Raw genomic sequence first — 18,308 nt, 5'->3', positions numbered from 1 at the left:
CTTCAACTTTCGCTAATTCTGAAGGATGTCCTAAGCTTTTCTTAAGTTTCATCGGATAGGGTTGTGATAAGAATCACTAATTTAAACACTCTATGAACAAAGTACAATTTTCAACTCCTTATGCAAAACCTTTCGTGGTTTTTCTCCTTTCCGTGTTGCTGATTTTGACGCTTAGCCGTTTAGGACTATCGGCTTGGATGTTAGAGAGAATGACTGGTTCTGATCCTTTGACCTTTGTGATATCAGGCCTGCGAGTTGATTTGAGTACTACCGCTTATCTTGCGATACCGCTCTTGTTGTTAATGGTCACGCACTATTTTATGCCCAAACCATTGCAGCCCTTACTTGCCGCGCTAGTAAGGGGATATATTGCATTGGGTATTGTATTTGTCCTACTACTCGAAGCTGCAACTCCTGCATTTATTTTGCAATACGACATCAGACCAAACCGTTTATTTATTGAGTATCTGATTTACCCCAAAGAAGTCATTTCAATGTTGTGGAGTGGCCACTTGGGCACTGTGATATTCACTCTACTTTTATGTACTTTGGCTTTAGTTGCCACCTTGAAGTATTTTCCTCGCATTGGAAGTGAAGTACCATCAAAACGAAATATGGCTATCTCTACTTTTTGTAGCCTTATCTGTTTAGTGTTGTTGGCGCGAGGCACTCTGGGCCATAGACCGCTTAATCCTGCAACCGTCTACTTCTCACAAGATGCATTGGTTAATTCGCTGACCATCAACTCTGCTTACAGTGTTGCGTTCGCAGCAAAAAATATGGGCAGCGAAAAAAGTGCCAGTGCACTTTATGGTTCGTTATCCAAAGAAAAGATTATTGATACGGTAAGAAAAGCAAGTTACAGACAAGATTTTATCTCAAATATACTTCCTACCCTAGCCATCAATCCAGCGTACCATCAGGGTCAGAAGAAAAATTTAGTGATTATCTTAGAAGAAAGCTTAGGCGCGCGTTTTGTAAGCTCGCTAGGGGGAGCAAATCTAACCCCAGAGCTAGATAAACTGTATCAAGAAGGCTGGGGGCTGGAGAACCTATACGCAACGGGCACCCGATCGGTTCGTGGAATTGAAGCCGTTATTACCGGCTTTGTACCCTCACCGTCACGCTCCGTTGTTAAGCTTTCAAAGTCTCAGCAACAGTTTTGTACGTTAGCGGATATTTTAGCCAAAGAAAGCTATACCACACAGTTTATTTATGGTGGCGAAAGCCACTTCGATAACATGAAAAGCTTCTTCTTAGGAAACGGCTTTCAACGTATCGTTGACTTTGATGATATTGAAAACCCAGAATTTGTTGCGTCTTGGGGCGCCAGCGACGAAGATCTGTTTAATCAAGCGGATAAAGAACTAACTCAGCTCAGTGAAGAAAAAAAGCCATTTTTTAGTTTGATCTTTACATCTAGCAATCACGACCCGTTTGAAATTCCTGACGGGAAAGTAAAGCTACCAACAAATCACCAAAGTGATAAGCCCGCACGAGATCTCGCAATCAAGTACGCCGACTATGCGCTCGGGAAGTTTATTGATAAGGCCAAGCAAAGTCGTTATTGGCAGGATACTGTCTTTTTAGTCGTTGCAGATCATGATGTCAGGGTGTATGGATCCGAGCCCGTCCCTATCAAGTCTTTTCATATTCCAGCCGTTATTTTGAATTCAGACTTTAATCAAAAACAAGATAAAAGATTGGTCAGCCAAATTGATTTACCTGTCACTTTGCTTTCTTTAATAGGGGTTGAGCGCCCAACACCTATGCTTGGTTTTGACTTAACCAAACAATACCCAGTGCAAAGAGCGATGATGCAATATTACGATAATTTTGCCTACATTGAAGATGACAAAGCAGCCATTTTGATGCCTGGCAAGAAAGTGAGTTATTGGCGATATGACACGGCGACTAAGACGCAAAAACCACTGGTGAATATAACTCACTCTGCTGATTTGAAAGAAAAAGCACTATCTCATGTATTATTTAGTAACTTGGCCTACCTGGAGCAAATTTATCGATTAAAAGACTAAAGCATAAGGTTACCTTAAGTATTTCTATAGAAAATAAAGATAACTTAGTTTTTATTTTCTAGTCAGGAGTTCGATATGTTTAAATTTTTAAAACATATCTCCCCATCAGGCTATACTAGCCTGATGGTTCTCGCCACACTATATTGCACCATTGCTTTTAATAGTCTCTTTTTTATCAAAGTATTTAATGTTTCTACAATACAGAACTGGTCTGATTGGCTATTTTTAGTGTCTGTCCCTATCTTGCTGTTTTTCATCACACTGTTACTATTTAGTTGGTTCTCTTTAATCACCTTTGTACGGCCTTTTTTATTCATTACAATTGTACTATCTAGTGTGCTGCTGTACGCATCAATAAACTATGGTGTCATATTTGATAAAAGCATGATGCAAAACATTATCGAAACAGACACCGGAGAAGCATTTTCTTATCTAAATATAAACATAACAATTTTTGTTCTAACTTTCGGATTTATACCTGCTTACTTATTTACAAAAAACAAAATCAAACAAACTCTTAAGCAAAGAATAAAAAGCTTCCTTTCGATTAATTTCATTTCAATTACATTTATATCATTAATATCTTTTACATTTTATCAAAACTATGCATCCGTTGGCAGAAACAATAAGGAAGTCGCAAGCTATATCACACCGTTTTCATTTTATATTGCAGGATATAAATACTTGAGAGATAACTATTTTTATCCTCCGTTACCATTTCGATTACTAGATAAAACGCCTGTTTTGTTTCCAAAATCAGGAACTAACATTACTGTTATCGTTGTTGGCGAAACCGCACGAGCGAGTAACTTTTCACATGGAGGCTATGAAATCGATACTAATGAATACACCAAAAAAGACGGCGTAAAATATTTCAGTAAAATGTCATCTTGTGGCACAGCGACAGCAATTTCAGTACCCTGTATGTTTTCAAGACTTGATAGAGCACAATACAATAGCCGTTTGGCTCAGAGCCAAGATAATGTACTTGATGTGATCCACAGAGCCGGCGCCGAAGTGTTTTGGATAGACAATAATAGTAGTTGTAAAGGTGTATGTAGTCGGATCGAGAATTACCAGATTGATACCAACAGTGATAACCCGCTGTGTGACGGTAAATATTGCTTTGACGAGGTGCTTATCCCATCACTCATGACTACAATAAGCAAAGCGAAAACAAACAATATCGTTGTTGTCTTACACATGATTGGCTCTCATGGACCAACTTATTATCGTCGCTACCCCAAAACACAGCAAAAATTTATCCCTGATTGCCAACGCAGCGATATCCAAAATTGTACTCCAAAAGAGTTACTTAACACTTATGACAATACCGTCGCCTATACAGATTTAGTGTTACACAAGATCATTGCACAACTGTCTTCGCTAGACGCAGAAACAGTCAACATGCTGTATGTTTCCGACCATGGCGAATCGCTTGGTGAAGCCGGATTATATTTACATGGCTTTCCATATCGTCTAGCACCTAAAGAGCAAACTCAGATCCCGATGATCTACTGGAGTAATCGCCTAACCAATAAAAACTATAGTGGTTGCATTGACGCTGTAAAACAGCAACCCCTTTCCCATGACAATATTTACGATACGTTACTTGGCTTAACGCAAGTTAATTCGAAAACCTATCATTCAAAAAATGACATATTCGCCGCCTGTCGAACTCAACTACTCGCAAATAATGGAGAAATTAATGCATTTTGATAACACCAATAAGCCAACGGGAGCAAAGCGACTATTGCTGGCGCTTGGACACTCATTTAGAGCGTTCAATTGGCTCACAAAAAATGAATCCGCCTTTCGGCAAGAGCTTATTCTGCTGCTGGTAACCATCATTTTGCTGTTTACACTTGAACTTTCACTCTATGAGCGAGTCATGTTGTTTTGTGCAACGCTGTTTGTGATGTTTGCAGAGATAGTGAATACCGCGATTGAAGCAACGATTGACAGAGTGGGCTTAGAGATCCATCCACTGTCGGGACTTGCCAAGGATTTGGGCTCTGCTGGTGTATTGATCGCGATTATCGTTTTTATCTGTATCTGGGGTAGCTGTTTATATCAAAACATCTAGAGCCTATTTGCCTAATTGCTAGCCGGAAATGGCGAATTAAGCTTATGTTTGGATAAAAGAGAGTCCAAACATAAGCTTTGGAGCGAACCCATTACTTCCTTTTACGCTTAGCTCTTGTTCCTAAAATACGTTTTTTGTCTCTTTGTTTCTTAGACTTACCAGAATTGCGGCGGGTGTCTTTAGGCTCTTTGGTTAAATCAGGTTCATAGCCTGGCAGCCATTGCGGCGCAAATCGCTCATCTAGGAAAATTTCTATTTCTTCTAGCAGCCACTGCTCATCAATACTCACGAGCGAGATAGCTTGGCCGTTTTGTCCAGCACGACCACTACGGCCGATACGATGCACATAGTCTTCGGCAACATAGGGTAACTCTGCATTGAAGACATAGTTTAGTGAGTCAATGTCAATACCACGAGCAGCTACATCCGTTGCAACCAAGACGCGAATTTCACCTGATTTGAATTGAGACAGCGCTTTATCGCGCGCGCCTTGGGATTTATCACCGTGAATAGCCGCGGTTTTAAGACCATCCTTATTCAATTCTTTTGCATAGCTATCGGCACTATTTTTTGTCCGAGTAAAAACCAATACCTGATGCCAATTGTTTTTGCCAATCAAGTGGGAGATCAGTTCACGTTTACGGTCTTCGTCTACCGAATAGAAAGTTTGCGTAACTGTGCTTGCGGTACTGTTCTGGGTTTCAACACCTACTCGCTTAGGGTCGTTCAACCAAGGTTTTACTTGGGATAACACTGCATCGTCAACCGTAGCTGAAAATAGCAACGTTTGACGCTTAAGCGGCATCGTACGCATGATCCGCTTAATTTCCCCCATAAACCCCATATCTAACATGCGATCTGCTTCATCGAAGACCAAGTGTTGAATATTCTTGAGTGTTAATGTGCCTTTGATTAGGTGGTCAAGTAAACGCCCAGGTGTCGCAACCACTACGTCAACACCCGCTCTTAAGCGCTTTTCTTGCGGGCCAATATTTGCACCGCCATGTAAGCACACGACACCTAAGCCTGTATTCGCCACTAACTTTTCAGTATGCTCTGCAACTTGCTGTGCCAGCTCTCGAGTCGGCGTTAGCACCAATGCCCTAACCAATTTCCCACCTTGCGCGCTGCCTATCAGCATGGAGTGCAGAATCGGTAGCATGAAGGCGGCAGTCTTACCGGTTCCAGTTTGGGCACTTGCAATTAAATCACAACCACTGAGCAGCAGTGGAATACTCTTTTCTTGAATTGGTGTGGGTGACGCAAACCCAAGCTCAGTAATTACGCTTAATAGCTCTGGGTGAAGTTGTAACTCGCTAAATGTCATTGGAGGTCAGTGTCTATTATCAAAATTGTGCGGATTATAGCAAAGGATTGTAAGGAAAAAACTGGGAGATAGTTTTATTAAGCTAAACAAGTAAAGGTAATTAACTGATACTATTTTAAGAATCTAATTAAAGCAAATAACTCATTATTAGATAAAAAAGAACAAAACTATTTATAGCTCAGACTTGACAAACACCAAAACTGAAACAATATTGTAAACCAGGTTAACCAGAAGTTTTCCTGTTTAAATATTATGATTATTAATTTAAAAAAGGATTTAATATGAAATATCTGTTTTCACCTGTCATTATGGCAGCACTTTTGTTCTCTAGTTTGACCTTTGCTATGAATGATAATACTACAATTTATCTCACTGAAAACGGGATTAAAGGAGTTATCCAAGCTCAACATAGCGTTAAAACAGAGTCGTTTAATCAGAAAGGCATGCATTCTCCAATCGAGTTTTCAGTATCCAATGACTTGCTTGATACTATTTCCGCATCTATCAAATATCAGGGCAATCACTATGCTTTGATACTCAATCAAGTTAAAAAACAAGTTAAGATAACTGGTACTGATATCAATAATAAACCTCTTATTAATACCCCAGCACTTCGTGCCGACATAAAGAATATGCTACACGACGTAGAGCTTAATAGTGGTTTGATTATGAAAAGCCAATCAACTCTAGATAAGGAGTCGAAACTTGCACTCTTAAAATTCTTCGAATTTTTATCTACCTATCCATTAGGTGAAGCAATTGATCAGCAAATAGAGAGCAAAATCAGTGCACAAGATTGGACCGATCTCTGTGCGTATATGGGTAAATCAAAGACTGCTGTTTGGGATATTACTAACTCGTCTGTAAAGACAAAAAATTATATCGTCGGTGGTCATGGCTTTTGTGCAGCTAGATGTGGTGCGGGTTGTCCAATGTTTGGTGATGGTCAATATACCCAAGATTGCTTGAATCACGATGCCTGTGCCGATGTTGAAGGTGAGCAACTAGGTGTATGTGGTGACGAATGGACTTCAGCCTCAGACGACTTTTGGTTTTCTCCTGACTGTACAACTCCACCACCCTCATTACGTTAAAATAATAATTTTTGGCTGGTATGCTGTTTTGCAAGCGAGATAACTACATCCATATAGGCAAGGAAAAAATTAAAAAAATTTTGCTATTTAGTTGTTCTAAATGAGAAGGTTTTAACGCAATTAGCATCGGATATACGCCTTCAAATTGAGGATGTATTAAGTGAAATCGGTATTATCAGCTTAGGTTAATCTATCGGGGGCACAATCACCTGAAATGACTAATAAGGAAATATTCATGTCACGACAAAGATTGAAGCTATTAACGATAAGTCTTTGCTTAATAGCCTTTACACCTTTGCTTGGTTTACTTCTTGCGGAGCTTATCTCTGAAATTCTTCACTGCCATGTTGCAGAAAGTGCTAGCTCAGATTGTATTGTCGCCGGCTATGATTTTGGTATGCCACTAGCAATTTTATACACAGGTGGTTGGGTAAGTATGATTACGGTCCCTGTTGCGGGCTTGGCAGCTTTAGTTTGTTACATCAAATACCGTGATGCAAAACTAAATAACAACCAATAAAAAAGGGGCTTAACGCCCCTTCTATTCACATCAACCTGATTAGATTGCTGCGTTTCTGAATTCTCTTACAAATTGCTTAACAGGCATATCGTTACAACGTAAGTTGCGAACCTGTTGGTTATTCAAACGTAGGTGATTAACGCCGTGACGTACTGCATCTAAGCATAACTCAGTTGCTGTATCTGCTTTTTCAGCGATTAGCTCAACTTTCTTTTCTTGCTTTTTCGAGCGCTTTGCAACTTTTGCAAATTCACGAATATCTTCACCATTACAGTGGATGCTTGGTGAGAAGCGAGAAATAAATAGGCCTAGTGATGCAGCTTCTTTACGTGCTGCACTGAAACCTTGCTCTGCAGCAACAGCACATACTTTCGTCGCTGGTGATGCGTCAGCTTGAGTAAACTCAACCTGTGAAGCGAAAGCCGTTGTAGAAACCAAAGAAACAAGACCAAAGAAAGAGAGAGATTTAAGCATAATATACCCCAATTGAACGATTCGGCGCGGATTATAATTACAACGACGAATAAGTAAACAGCTAAATCATGCAATCTTGGTTATTTAATGATCTATTTACACTCAGCTAAAATCCTCGTTATGCTCACGCTAAACTTGTGCAAAATTTAACAACTGCCAACAAGCTTATCTGCTGACTAAAGAAGTAATTTCATCCAAGCGCTGATCCTCTCGTTTTTAAGTGATAAACTTTGCCAAATAACAGCAAGAATCTAAAGAGAGCGCTATGAAAATTGTTTCGTTTAATATAAACGGCCTTAGAGCTAGACTGCATCAATTACAGGCATTGATTGAAAAACACCAACCTGATGTCATTGGGCTGCAAGAAATTAAAGTCCATGACGAAGCCTTTCCTGTCGATGATGTAGAAGCACTTGGCTACCATGTTTATTTCCACGGTCAAAAAGCACATTATGGTGTTGCACTACTCTCCAAGAAACCTGCAAAAGCAATCCAAAAAGGCTTCGCTACGGATACCGATGAATCACAACGTCGCATGATCAGCGGTACGTTTGAAAGTGATTCAGGTAACGAAGTTATTGTTATGAATGGTTACTTCCCTCAAGGTGATAACATCAGCCATGAAACTAAATTTCCGTATAAAAGACAATTTTATGCAGATCTCATGACCCACTTAAATGATTTTGCCGATCCTCAATCTAACCTTGTTGTCATGGGCGATATTAATATTTCTCCACTGGATGCGGATATTGGTATTGGTGAGCAAAACCGTAAGCGTTGGTTAAAGACAGGTAAATGCTCCTTCCAACCAGAAGAACGCGAATGGTTACAAACGCTGCTGGACTGGGGCTTTAAAGATACATTTAGAGAACTGGCCCTGATGCAACCGAAAAGTATTCATGGTTTGACTACCGCTCTAAAGGGTTTGATGATAACCGTGGTCTGCGCATAGATGTTGTTTTAGCAACCGCTCCATTAACTGCGAAATGTATCGAAAGCGACATAGATTACGAATTGAGAGGAATCGATAAGCCCTCAGATCACGCACCAATTTGGGCTACTTTCGACATTTAATTGCCCATTTCCCCGCCGAGGCTGTGAATACAGTGCTCGGCATAGGTCAAAATCACCAATTTTAAAAACTGGATAGAAACGTGACGTTTATCGCTGCCCTTGGGTTATTTTTACTCAGTTTTAATCGCAAAGAATATCAGCAATTACTGCAAGTGCCCGCCAGACAAACCGGCGTATTAAGTTGTGCGGTTGTCCTCACGCTACTATGGCAGATAAAAGCAGGTATTTTACCTGAATTGAATATCCATATTCTTGGAATAACAGCAGTAACGTTAATTTTGGGTTGGCGGCTAGGTGCGTTAAGTGCGACTTTAGCTTGTCTCGTCCATAGTTACTTTAGTGCTTTTACCTTGGTGGAGTTTGGTAATTTTTGGCTGTTCACCGCACTGATTCCTGTTTACTTAAGCTATGGACTTTTTGCCCTTTGCTATCACCATCTACCGCGGCACTTTTTCGTTTATATTTTTGTTTGTGCGTTTATTTTCGCAGGTACGGTGGGCTGTTTAAAGATACTCCTAAGCGCATTCTATTATTATGCAATCGATGCCTATACTTGGTATCAGTTGGCGGATAATTATCTCCATTTTGCAGTGATAATGTGGTTCCCTGAAGCCATGTTAAATGGCATGGCTATCACCTTACTCATTACATATCGCCCACATTGGGTAAAAACTTTTTTTGATAGGGAATACTTAGACAAATGATCTCCCACTACCGCTGTCCACTATGTAAACTGCCTTTATATCAGGGTGGAGCAAGCTACAGTTGTAATAATAATCATCAATTTGATATCGCCAAAGAAGGCTATGTCAACTTACTACCCGTGCAAAATAAAAAATCGAAACAACCTGGCGACAACCAAGAAATGGTTTCGGCGCGTCGGGCATTTTTCGAAACCGATCATTATCATTTTCTACGTGACAGGCTTGCACAAATCGTCGCTGAAAAAGCGCCTTCCTCGCTGCTGGACTTAGGATGTGGTGAGGGCTTTTATACTCGTGAAATCGCAAACCACTGCGAGAATGCCAAAGTCTACGGGGTCGATATCGCGAAACCTGCAATCCGCTATGCCGCTAAACGCTATCCTCAAGTCGAATTTAGCGTAGCCTCCATCAAAGACGCCCCTTTTGACAACGAATTTGCAGATGTGATTGTGAGTATTTTCGCACCGGTTTTCGCCGAGGAGCTCGCCCGCTTGTGCAAGCCATCCGGCAGCTTGTTTGTAGTCTCACCTGGCGAACATCATCTATTCGAACTCAAGTCCCTAATTTATGACAATGTAAAGCTACACAAGGCACCTGAGACACCACAAGGGTTTGAATTGGGTGCACGGACTAAATTACAACAAACACACAGAATGGAGTTTGAGTGCGTTGAACACTTGATTATGATGACACCATTTGCATGGAAATTTAAGCAACAGCATATGGACAGATTACAAAAGATGGATCATATCGAAATCACGCTCTCGTTTTTGATAAACGAATATCAGCGTAAGTAGCCTGAAGTCAGATTACTAGTTACGAATGCAACGCTGCCTACTTGCTTGGTAGGCAGGCGAACACAAACTACAGATTTTCTTGCGTAAACGCTTTGTCCATTTTATCGAACATATCTTTAAGCAATCGCGCCAAATCTCTGTATCTAGGCTTTCTTGAAGACAGGGGCGAATCGTAGCCATTAGCAACCATCTTTTGATGCAGTTCTGTATACCAAGAATACAAAGCCGGATTTAACGGCGTTTCAGCTCTTTTACCAAGCCACAATAACCCTTGGACAGGCAGCGATAAAAAAAACAGTGCAATCGCGATGGCTTGCGGTAGATATTGGAAACCCAATTGGCTGGTCTGCAAAAACAAGGTAAACACCGCCAGCATAGGCATCGTATTCAAAGCAAGTTCTGTCGCCTTTATCACCCTAAATTCGGGGAACAGTGGTGCTAATTCCTTGCGCATAGGCCACTCTTTCGAGTATTGACGTCCAAGTTGCACTTGCGAAATAAGACTTTTTTGCATCATAACTCCTAGGTGCTAACTTTTATATAAAAAATGAGGTAAAATCGACGTCTTTACTGTCAACTATACCTTAGTCTAAATGCGTAGCTTATATGCGCTATAGGTTTAAGCTTAATACGCAATAACTGTTATTGTCAAAACGGAAAGTCATTATGTCATCTCAGCATGTTTTGGTTCTTAATTGTGGAAGCTCCAGTCTTAAGTTTGCAATCATCGATAACGCAACAGGAGAGGAGATATTATCAGGTCTGGCTGAACGCCTAGCTGAACAATCCCCACAAATTAAATATAAGTTCCAAGGCAACAAGGAAATCGTGCCCCTCAATAGTGGTGATGCGCACCAAGTTGCGATCACAACGCTTGTAAAACTCATCAAAGATCTCGCGCTAGATGCGAATCTCGTCGCTGTCGGCCATCGCGTTGTACACGGTGGTGAGCGCTTTACACAATCTGTCATTATCGATGACTCCGTTATAGCTGCTATCCAAGAAACGGCTAGTTTGGCGCCTTTACATAATCCAGCTAACCTACTTGGGATCCGCGCAGCCCAAGCCGCATTTGCGCATTTACCGCAAATTGCTGTCTTTGATACGGCTTTCCATCAAAGTATGGATCAAACAGCGTATCTTTATGCCCTACCTTATTCACTCTATCGTGAACATGGTGTTAGACGTTACGGTTTCCACGGCACCAGCCATGCTTATGTATCGGCGCAAGCCATAGAGATTTTAGGCTTAAAAGATAAGCCATCCCGTATTATCACCGCACACCTAGGCAATGGCTGTTCCGTTACTGCAATTAAAGATGGGAAATCAGTGGACACCAGCATGGGCTTGACACCATTAGAGGGGCTAGTGATGGGTACCCGAAGCGGTGATATTGATCCGGGCTTATTCTCGTTTTTAGTTAACCACCTTAACTATTCAACACAGCAAATTGATACCTTGTTGAATAAACAAAGTGGCCTTTTAGGTATTAGTGAGCTTTCTAACGATTGCCGTACAATCGAAGAAGCCGCGCAGGAAAACCACCCTCAAGCAACGTTGGCGCTTGATATTTTCTGTTATCGTTTAGCCAAACAAATTGCTAGCTTCTTGGTACCGCTAAGCGGTTTAGATGCACTTGTATTTACTGGCGGAATTGGCGAAAACTCTGACGTTATCCGTGAAAAAGTAGTCAATCAACTTAGCTTCCTTGGTATGCACATCAATAAAGAGAGTAACCTCAGTGCGCGCTTTGGTAACCAAGGTGTGATCACTGATGAGTCTCACTCTCCTGTCGCTATGGTCATCCCAACCAATGAAGAATGGGTGATTGCCAACGATGCTGCAACGCTTGCCAAAGGAGTGTCATGATGGGTCGTCGTATTATGCTCATTCCCATTTCAACTGGCGTTGGTTTGACGTCGGTATCTGTGGGAATAGTCCGAGCACTGGAACAAAAAGCAGTAAAAGTAAACTTCTTTAAGCCCATTGCGCAGCCTCGTAAAGATGAAATCGGCCCCGAAAAGTCGACGCTTATCGTTCAGCAAGGCTCTACTATTGCCCCACCCACGCCTTTTGAGCTGAGCTACGCTGAGCAAATGATAGGTGATGGTAAAGGTGATGACCTGTTAGAAGAAATAGTGGAGCGCTTTGAGGGCACAGTACAAGACGATGAAGTTGCCATCATTGAAGGGATGGTTCCTACACGTCGTCAACCATACGCTGGCCGTGTCAACCGCGAGATTGCGCAAACATTGGGTGCAGATATCGTGTTTGTCTTAACTCCGGGTAATGACTCTATCGACGAACTTGAAGACCGCTTAGAAATTGCTGCTGGCAATTATGGCGGTGTAAACCACCCTCGCGTGTTGGGCTGCATTTTCAATAAAGTGAATGCGCCGCTGGATGAAGATGGCAGAGCGCGTGCCGATCTGGTTGATCAATACAAACCAGAAGAGCTTGAAAACGAAATGAATCGTTTGGCATCCCTGCCTATTTTCAGAAAGCACCCATTTCAGCTTTTAGGTGCGATCCCATGGGACTTTGATTTAGTGGCGCCGCGCGTTATCGACTTAAGCAATTATTTAAAAGCCGAAATCATCAATGCCGGTGATATGGAGCACCGTCGTCTTCGCCGTGTTACTTTCTGTGCCAGAACGGTATCGAATATTCTTAACCACTTTACGCCAGGCGCCCTGTTGGTTACTCCTGGCGATCGCTCGGATATCCTCGTCGCAGCGTGTTTATCAGCCATGAATGGCACTAAAATTGGCGCCATATTGTTAACTGGTGGATTCAAACCAGAAGAGAAGATCATGACCTTATGTGAGCAAGCCATGGATACAGGTTTGCCCATCCTCGCGACTGAGGCTGATACTTGGCGCACCTCTTTGCTTTTACACAATTTCAATATGGAAGTGCCAAGCGATGATGAGCAGCGCATCGAGCGCGTAAAACAGCATAACGCCCGCCACATCGATGGCGAGTGGCTAGAAAGTTTGGCCAAAGGGGTCGCAAAAACCCGTAAACTTTCACCCCCTGCGTTTCGTTATCTACTGACTGATTTAGCTAGACGCGCTAGCAAAACCATTGTGCTGCCAGAAGGTAATGAGCCTAGGACAATTAAGGCGGCGGCTATTTGTGGTGCGCGAAACATCGCTAAAACCGTGCTACTTGGAGACAGAGAAGAGATTGAACGTATCGCCCAGCAGCAAGGTGTTGAGCTTAATGAGAACGTGACTATCTTATCTCCGGAAGAAGAGCTGCAAAAGTACATTGCGCCTATGGTTGAGCTACGTAAAAACAAAGGCCTGACTGAGGTTGTTGCGGCAGAGCAACTGCAAGATAACGTCGTTCTAGGCACCATGATGTTAGCCGAAGGCCAAGTGGATGGCTTGGTATCTGGTGCGGTAAATACCACCGCCAATACTATTCGTCCACCACTGCAACTAATCAAAACGGCGCCTGGCGCGTCGTTAGTGAGCTCGGTATTTTTCATGTTGCTACCGGACCAAGTGTTAGTATATGGCGACTGTGCAATTAACCCAGATCCAACGGCAGAGCAGTTAGCAGATATCGCTATTCAATCTGCAGATTCCGCTGCAGCATTCGGCATTGAGCCTCGCGTAGCCATGATCAGCTACAGCACAGGAACATCTGGACAAGGTGCGGATGTTGAAAAAGTGCGTCAAGCCACTGAGATTGCGCAAAAGAAACGTCCTGATCTCGATATTGACGGCCCGCTGCAATACGACGCCGCCATAATGGAAAACGTCGCACGTAAAAAAGCGCCCAACAGCAAGGTCGCAGGTAAAGCAACTGTATTTGTCTTTCCAGATCTAAATACAGGTAACACCACATACAAAGCGGTACAGCGAAGCGCTGAACTTGTCAGCATAGGACCTATGTTGCAAGGTATGCGTAAACCAGTTAACGACCTAAGCCGCGGTGCTTTGGTTGATGACATTGTCTACACCATTGCGTTGACTGCTATTCAAGCAACACAAATCGAAGAGTAGTCTTCATACTAAGGGCTCAGCACATGAGCCCTTTCCTTTTTGTACAACACATAATCCTTTCTTTTGCTTAGAATACGGGTAAACCCTCTGGTCTTTAAATTGACTTCACTATACTATAAAACAACCAATTGGTATTTTTGCGAAAAAGGGTTGGTAATGTCAAAGCAAACGCTGCAACTACTCAAACAAGAATTTACGATACACAGCCTTGATTGCGATGACGCCGTTCCGCAAGCGGTGTTAGACAGTGACATCTTTTTTATTGCCAAAACTGAGGATGAATTATCTATCGTCTGCGCATCAGATATCGCAGTCAGTAGCCTCGCAGCTGAAAGCCATTGGAGAGCATTAGAAGTTGTTGGCCCGCTGGGGTTTTCGCTAACGGGGATTATGGCCAATATTTCTGGTGTGCTAGCAAAATCAAACGTCTCTATTTTTACCTTATCAACATATGATACCGATTACATTCTGGTAAAAGAAAGCCAAATCCAGCAGGCGATGCAAGCGCTTAAAAAAGATGGGTATTTATTACTTTGATTGAACTATCACCACAAGTCCAATATCGGCCAATATCCCAAATCGCGAATCCTATTGCGCATATTCCAAGTCCTTTTTCTGGTAAAGTATTACCGCTAAGTACGCATCCAAACGCAGCGATTGCGTCAGGTATGTTAGGGATGGGTGTTTGCGTGCAAATGCACGTGCCTTTGTTGCTATCTCCTTGTAACGGAAAACTCATTCAGATCAGAAAAGATAACTGTGAATACATTCTACACGCCAATAACGGCTTAAAAATGTTACTGAGCTTAGAAGTCGGTCATGAATTTGCCAAACCTGAATACCTTAAAGCAAACTGCTTTGGCAAAACCATAGTAAAGCTTGGAGAGCCGCTATGCTTTTATGATATTCCTCTCAGCGAAGCAAAAACCATGGCCGCCATTGTGCTACTCAATGCACAAAAGCTTGGTGCATGTTATTATCCTTTAAAACAAGTATCTGCGGCCAAAGAGCCGATAATCACAATTGCAAGGGCGTGTGCTTTATGACAATCATCATGTATGGGATCAGCAACTGCGATACCATTAAAAAAGCCAAAAAATATCTTCAAGACAACAATATCGAATTCACCTTTCACGACTACCGCAAAGATGGATTAGACGAAGCATTACTCACCTCCTTTATTGATCAACTTGGTTGGGAAAACGTGCTAAACAAACGCGGAACTACTTACCGAGCGCTTAGTGAAGAACAAAAGCTGAGTCTTGATGCGCAGTCGGCGAAACAACATCTCTTGGCGGCGCCAGCCATGATAAAACGCCCTATTTTACAGCATCAAGGTCAATATCACTTAGGTTTTAAAGCTGCACAATACGACGAGATTTTTGCCTAATGAGCGAAGTAGTTAAGCTCGCACAGGCCCTGATCCAAAGGGCATCTGTTACACCGGATGATGCAGGCTGCCAACAATTAATGAATGAACGCTTGGCAAAGCTTGGCTTTACCATCGAAGAGCACTTCTTTGTTGACACTCTCAATACTTGGGCACGAAAAGGCGACAGCGGACCGCACTTTTGCTTTGCTGGACATACAGATGTGGTACCTGTTGGTGACGAGAGTCAATGGCAACACCCGCCATTTGCCGCAGTGATTGAAAATGACATGTTACATGGCCGAGGTGCTGCAGACATGAAAGGTTCGCTTGCTGCAATGCTCGTTGCAACGGAGAGGTTTATCGAAAAGCACCCAAACCACAAAGGGTCATTGTCTTTTTTGATAACCTCTGATGAGGAAGGCCCTTTCGTGAACGGCACAACTCGAGTGGTGGATTTATTAGAAGCCCGCGACGAAAAAATTGATATGTGCTTGGTCGGTGAGCCTTCATCGCGTCATGAGCTCGGCGACGTAGTAAAAAATGGTCGTCGCGGTTCACTTACCGGACACCTAAAAGTGATTGGTAAACAAGGTCACGTTGCTTACCCTCACCTTGCTAAAAACCCCATCCACTCATCTGCAGCTGCGATTGCTGAACTCAGTCAAACCGAGTGGGATAGAGGTAATGCGTTTTTCCCGGCAACCAGCTTCCAAGTTTCTAATATCAATGGCGGAACAGGGGCTGGCAATGTGATACCAGGCTCCCTACAAGTACAGTTTAACTTTCGCTTTAGCACTGAAGTGACAGCCGATGAGCTCAAACAGCGTGTAATTGCTATTCTAGACAAGCATCAGCTCGATTATGAACTTAATTGGATACTAAATGGTTTACCGTTTTTAACTGAGCCAGGTCCATTGCTCGATGTGACGATTGCAGCCATCAAAGAAGTGACGGGTAGGCAAACCATACCCGAAACATCGGGTGGCACGTCGGATGGCCGATTTATTGCCCAAACTGGATGTAAGGTGATTGAGCTTGGCCCAATCAATGCCACTATACATCAAGTCGATGAATGCGTGAGTTGCAAAGACCTAGATCAATTAGCCTTAGTCTATGAAAAGATCTTGGAGAAGTTACTTGCCTAGTAACTATAATCTTACAAGCGCTGAATGTAGCGCTTGTGGTGTCAACGAATCACATCTGGCTTTTTACCATGGTCGCCATGTGCATAGCGCCATAGTTTCTGATCTTGATGCCCTCTCACAAGCTGCAAAAAAAGCAGGTTTTGAGTTTTACATGGCGTCCGCATATCGAGGATTTGAAAGGCAAAAAACGATTTGGAATAGCAAGTTTGCGATGCGCCGCCCTGTTTTTGATATCACTAACCAAGAGATAGAACTGAGCAGTCTCTCAGACATCGACAAAGTAAAAGCAATTATGTTGTTCTCCGCCCTACCAGGTGCTAGTCGCCACCACTTGGGTACTGATTTGGATGTATTCGCCAAAAACCTCGTACCGAAAGGACAATCACTTCAACTAGAACCATGGGAATACCAGCAAAATGGGCATCAGCACGAATTTTCGCTGTGGCTTGATGCGCATTTAGCAACTTTTGGTTTCTACCGGCCTTATGACTGTTATCGTGGGGGAGTTGCTGAGGAACCGTGGCATATTAGCCACCAGCTAACGGCATCAAAGCTTGCCACGCTGCAATCCGTTGATGCGCTTGATGCCGTGCTTAAACGCAGCGATATCAAAGGTAAAGGCGCAATACTGGCGAACCTAAGCGCGCTACATCAGCAATTTATTATTAATGTAGCGCAGCCATAACGACTAATCCGACCTTAGGTTGCTTAGGTTAGAAACTAAAAGCGTTATTTTTTTTGTCGTGGATAGCATCAAGCCTTGCCAGTAGGCTTGAGGTATCAAAACGGTTGCCGCCCAGCGCTTGAACATCCGCATAATATTGGTCCACTAAAGCTGTAAGCGCCAAATTTGCACCGTTACTTCTCGACTCGTCTAGCGCAATGCCTAAATCTTTTCTCATCCAATCGACAGCAAAACCAAAGTTATATTCACCCGCTAACATAGTTTTATAACGATTCTCCATCTGCCAAGAGCCAGCAGCACCTTTGGCGATAGTTTCAATCACCTTTTCACCATCAAGACCTGCTTTCTTAGCAAAGTGCAAACCTTCTGCGAGCCCTTGCACCACGCCCGCGATACAAATCTGATTGACCATTTTACACAACTGCCCAGCACCAACCTCTCCAATTAATTGGCTAAAACGAGCAAACGCGGCCATGATTGGTTGTACTTTAATAAAAGTACTTTCGTCTCCACCTACCATCACCGTCAACACGCCATTCTCTGCACCGGCCTGACCTCCAGATACAGGGGCATCAAGAAATTCAACTTGTAATTTCTTGGCTTCTTGCGCTATTTCACGGGCAACTTTTGCAGACGTTGTAGTATGGTCAACTATCACCGCTCCCGGCTTTACTCCCGCTAATACACCACTTTCGCCATATACGACTGAGCGTAAATCATCATCATTGCCAACACACATAAACACAAAATCACAGTCAGTCGCTGCATCTTTAGGTGTAACTGCAAAGTTGCCAGCATACTCAGCTGCCCATTTTTCGGCTTTGCTGGTGGTTCGATTGTATACCGTGACTTGGTAACCTGCCTTTTGCAAATGCCCAGCCATCGGGTAACCCATGACACCTAATCCTATAAATGCGACTTTCACTGACATATTTCTGTCCTATTTCGTTGTTATCTTAATAAGAATGGAGTTTTTAT

18 protein-coding genes and 1 pseudogene are annotated in these 18,308 nt (G+C 42.7%); 15 read left to right on the top strand and 4 right to left on the bottom strand.

What is annotated here, in order from left to right; translation table 11 throughout:
- The first annotated feature begins 92 nt into the window (after positions 1-92).
- The 3 genes from B1L02_RS06580 to B1L02_RS06570 all read left to right on the top strand — a co-directional run bounded on the left by B1L02_RS06580 (position 93) and on the right by B1L02_RS06570 (position 4,122).
- On the top strand, positions 93-2,036 hold the full coding sequence (locus tag B1L02_RS06580; protein WP_088530386.1) for an LTA synthase family protein: 1,944 nt from the start codon (positions 93-95) through the stop codon (positions 2,034-2,036).
- A gap of 75 nt (positions 2,037-2,111) precedes the next feature.
- Entirely contained in the window at positions 2,112-3,755 is a 1,644-nt protein-coding gene (locus tag B1L02_RS06575; RefSeq protein ID WP_088530385.1) for a phosphoethanolamine transferase, read from the top strand.
- Positions 3,745-4,122, top strand: coding sequence for a diacylglycerol kinase (locus B1L02_RS06570; RefSeq protein ID WP_088530384.1), 378 nt, complete (start codon positions 3,745-3,747; stop codon positions 4,120-4,122). The genes B1L02_RS06575 and B1L02_RS06570 overlap by 11 nt, the downstream gene beginning before the upstream one ends.
- Positions 4,123-4,213: 91 nt before the next feature.
- Here B1L02_RS06570 and B1L02_RS06565 read toward each other — a convergent pair whose 3' ends face one another.
- Positions 4,214-5,449 carry a DEAD/DEAH box helicase gene (locus B1L02_RS06565; protein ID WP_088530383.1) on the bottom strand — a complete coding sequence of 412 codons (1,236 nt, stop codon included), beginning with the start codon at positions 5,447-5,449 and terminating at the stop codon, positions 4,214-4,216.
- A 281-nt stretch (positions 5,450-5,730) separates the two neighbouring features.
- Between B1L02_RS06565 and B1L02_RS06560 the strand changes: the two genes are divergently transcribed.
- Both B1L02_RS06560 and B1L02_RS06555 read left to right on the top strand, forming a co-directional pair.
- Positions 5,731-6,543, top strand: coding sequence for a hypothetical protein (locus B1L02_RS06560; protein ID WP_088530382.1), 813 nt, complete (start codon positions 5,731-5,733; stop codon positions 6,541-6,543).
- Between the two features lie 235 nt (positions 6,544-6,778).
- Entirely contained in the window at positions 6,779-7,063 is a 285-nt protein-coding gene (locus tag B1L02_RS06555; protein ID WP_088530381.1) for a hypothetical protein, read from the top strand.
- 39 nt (positions 7,064-7,102) lie between these two features.
- On the opposite strand, the gene B1L02_RS06550 is transcribed toward B1L02_RS06555, so the two are convergent.
- Positions 7,103-7,537: an exonuclease III gene (locus B1L02_RS06550; RefSeq protein ID WP_088530380.1), complete on the bottom strand. Its 435-nt coding sequence runs from the start codon at positions 7,535-7,537 to the stop codon at positions 7,103-7,105.
- A gap of 265 nt (positions 7,538-7,802) precedes the next feature.
- On the opposite strand from B1L02_RS06550, the pseudogene xthA reads away from it, so the two are divergent.
- From xthA to rlmA, 3 genes and pseudogenes are all read left to right on the top strand, one after another.
- Positions 7,803-8,611: pseudogene (gene xthA / locus B1L02_RS06545) on the top strand (exodeoxyribonuclease III).
- Positions 8,612-8,691: 80 nt separating this feature from the next.
- Complete coding sequence (locus B1L02_RS06540; protein WP_088530379.1) at positions 8,692-9,315, top strand: energy-coupling factor ABC transporter permease; 624 nt, start codon at positions 8,692-8,694, stop codon at positions 9,313-9,315.
- The gene (gene rlmA, locus B1L02_RS06535; RefSeq protein ID WP_088530378.1) at positions 9,312-10,112 is read left to right on the top strand and encodes a 23S rRNA (guanine(745)-N(1))-methyltransferase; all 801 of its coding nucleotides are present in this window, start codon (positions 9,312-9,314) and stop codon (positions 10,110-10,112) included. Before B1L02_RS06540 ends, rlmA begins: the two co-directional genes overlap by 4 nt.
- 67 nt (positions 10,113-10,179) lie before the next feature.
- On the opposite strand, the gene yfbV is transcribed toward rlmA, so the two are convergent.
- Positions 10,180-10,626: a terminus macrodomain insulation protein YfbV gene (gene yfbV / locus B1L02_RS06530; RefSeq protein ID WP_039497434.1), complete on the bottom strand. Its 447-nt coding sequence runs from the start codon at positions 10,624-10,626 to the stop codon at positions 10,180-10,182.
- A 152-nt stretch (positions 10,627-10,778) separates the two neighbouring features.
- On the opposite strand from yfbV, the gene B1L02_RS06525 reads away from it, so the two are divergent.
- The 7 genes from B1L02_RS06525 (at position 10,779) to B1L02_RS06495 (ending at position 17,330) form a co-directional block, all read left to right on the top strand.
- On the top strand, positions 10,779-11,981 hold the full coding sequence (locus B1L02_RS06525) for an acetate kinase (RefSeq protein ID WP_088530377.1): 1,203 nt from the start codon (positions 10,779-10,781) through the stop codon (positions 11,979-11,981).
- The gene (pta, locus tag B1L02_RS06520; RefSeq protein ID WP_174694573.1) at positions 11,981-14,128 is read left to right on the top strand and encodes a phosphate acetyltransferase; all 2,148 of its coding nucleotides are present in this window, start codon (positions 11,981-11,983) and stop codon (positions 14,126-14,128) included. Before B1L02_RS06525 ends, pta begins: the two co-directional genes overlap by 1 nt.
- Before the next feature lie 156 nt (positions 14,129-14,284).
- The gene (locus B1L02_RS06515; protein ID WP_088530375.1) at positions 14,285-14,665 is read left to right on the top strand and encodes an ACT domain-containing protein; all 381 of its coding nucleotides are present in this window, start codon (positions 14,285-14,287) and stop codon (positions 14,663-14,665) included.
- Complete coding sequence (locus B1L02_RS06510; protein ID WP_088530374.1) at positions 14,662-15,174, top strand: PTS glucose transporter subunit IIA; 513 nt, start codon at positions 14,662-14,664, stop codon at positions 15,172-15,174. The genes B1L02_RS06515 and B1L02_RS06510 overlap by 4 nt, the downstream gene beginning before the upstream one ends.
- The gene (locus B1L02_RS06505; RefSeq protein WP_088530373.1) at positions 15,171-15,518 is read left to right on the top strand and encodes an ArsC family reductase; all 348 of its coding nucleotides are present in this window, start codon (positions 15,171-15,173) and stop codon (positions 15,516-15,518) included. The genes B1L02_RS06510 and B1L02_RS06505 overlap by 4 nt, the downstream gene beginning before the upstream one ends.
- A complete protein-coding gene (gene dapE / locus B1L02_RS06500) occupies positions 15,518-16,645 on the top strand; it encodes a succinyl-diaminopimelate desuccinylase (RefSeq protein WP_088530372.1) in 1,128 nt (375 codons plus the stop codon). Before B1L02_RS06505 ends, dapE begins: the two co-directional genes overlap by 1 nt.
- Positions 16,638-17,330, top strand: coding sequence for a M15 family metallopeptidase (locus tag B1L02_RS06495; protein ID WP_088530371.1), 693 nt, complete (start codon positions 16,638-16,640; stop codon positions 17,328-17,330). Before dapE ends, B1L02_RS06495 begins: the two co-directional genes overlap by 8 nt.
- A 28-nt stretch (positions 17,331-17,358) precedes the next feature.
- Here the strand turns inward: B1L02_RS06495 and B1L02_RS06490 are convergent, their stop codons facing one another.
- Positions 17,359-18,261, bottom strand: a complete 903-nt coding sequence (locus B1L02_RS06490; RefSeq protein ID WP_088530370.1) for an NAD(P)-dependent oxidoreductase — start codon at positions 18,259-18,261, stop codon at positions 17,359-17,361.
- Between the last annotated feature and the right edge of the window lie 47 nt (positions 18,262-18,308).

It is taken from the genome of Pseudoalteromonas piscicida (assembly GCF_002208135.1).
In the GTDB taxonomy this organism is placed as follows: domain Bacteria; phylum Pseudomonadota; class Gammaproteobacteria; order Enterobacterales; family Alteromonadaceae; genus Pseudoalteromonas; species Pseudoalteromonas piscicida_A.
Note: the sequence above shows the minus strand (reverse complement) of the source record. Positions and strands in the feature narration are given on the sequence as shown.

Coding starts and splice junctions, on each gene's coding strand:
- B1L02_RS06580 (WP_088530386.1), top strand. CDS start 93: ATGAACAAAGTACAATTTTCAACTCCTTATGCAAAACCTTTCGTGGTT.
- B1L02_RS06575 (WP_088530385.1), top strand. CDS start 2,112: ATGTTTAAATTTTTAAAACATATCTCCCCATCAGGCTATACTAGCCTG.
- B1L02_RS06570 (WP_088530384.1), top strand. CDS start 3,745: ATGCATTTTGATAACACCAATAAGCCAACGGGAGCAAAGCGACTATTG.
- B1L02_RS06565 (WP_088530383.1), bottom strand. CDS start 5,449: ATGACATTTAGCGAGTTACAACTTCACCCAGAGCTATTAAGCGTAATT.
- B1L02_RS06560 (WP_088530382.1), top strand. CDS start 5,731: ATGAAATATCTGTTTTCACCTGTCATTATGGCAGCACTTTTGTTCTCT.
- B1L02_RS06555 (WP_088530381.1), top strand. CDS start 6,779: ATGTCACGACAAAGATTGAAGCTATTAACGATAAGTCTTTGCTTAATA.
- B1L02_RS06550 (WP_088530380.1), bottom strand. CDS start 7,537: ATGCTTAAATCTCTCTCTTTCTTTGGTCTTGTTTCTTTGGTTTCTACA.
- rlmA (WP_088530378.1), top strand. CDS start 9,312: ATGATCTCCCACTACCGCTGTCCACTATGTAAACTGCCTTTATATCAG.
- yfbV (WP_039497434.1), bottom strand. CDS start 10,626: ATGCAAAAAAGTCTTATTTCGCAAGTGCAACTTGGACGTCAATACTCG.
- B1L02_RS06525 (WP_088530377.1), top strand. CDS start 10,779: ATGTCATCTCAGCATGTTTTGGTTCTTAATTGTGGAAGCTCCAGTCTT.
- pta (WP_174694573.1), top strand. CDS start 11,981: ATGGGTCGTCGTATTATGCTCATTCCCATTTCAACTGGCGTTGGTTTG.
- B1L02_RS06515 (WP_088530375.1), top strand. CDS start 14,285: ATGTCAAAGCAAACGCTGCAACTACTCAAACAAGAATTTACGATACAC.
- B1L02_RS06505 (WP_088530373.1), top strand. CDS start 15,171: ATGACAATCATCATGTATGGGATCAGCAACTGCGATACCATTAAAAAA.
- dapE (WP_088530372.1), top strand. CDS start 15,518: ATGAGCGAAGTAGTTAAGCTCGCACAGGCCCTGATCCAAAGGGCATCT.
- B1L02_RS06490 (WP_088530370.1), bottom strand. CDS start 18,261: ATGTCAGTGAAAGTCGCATTTATAGGATTAGGTGTCATGGGTTACCCG.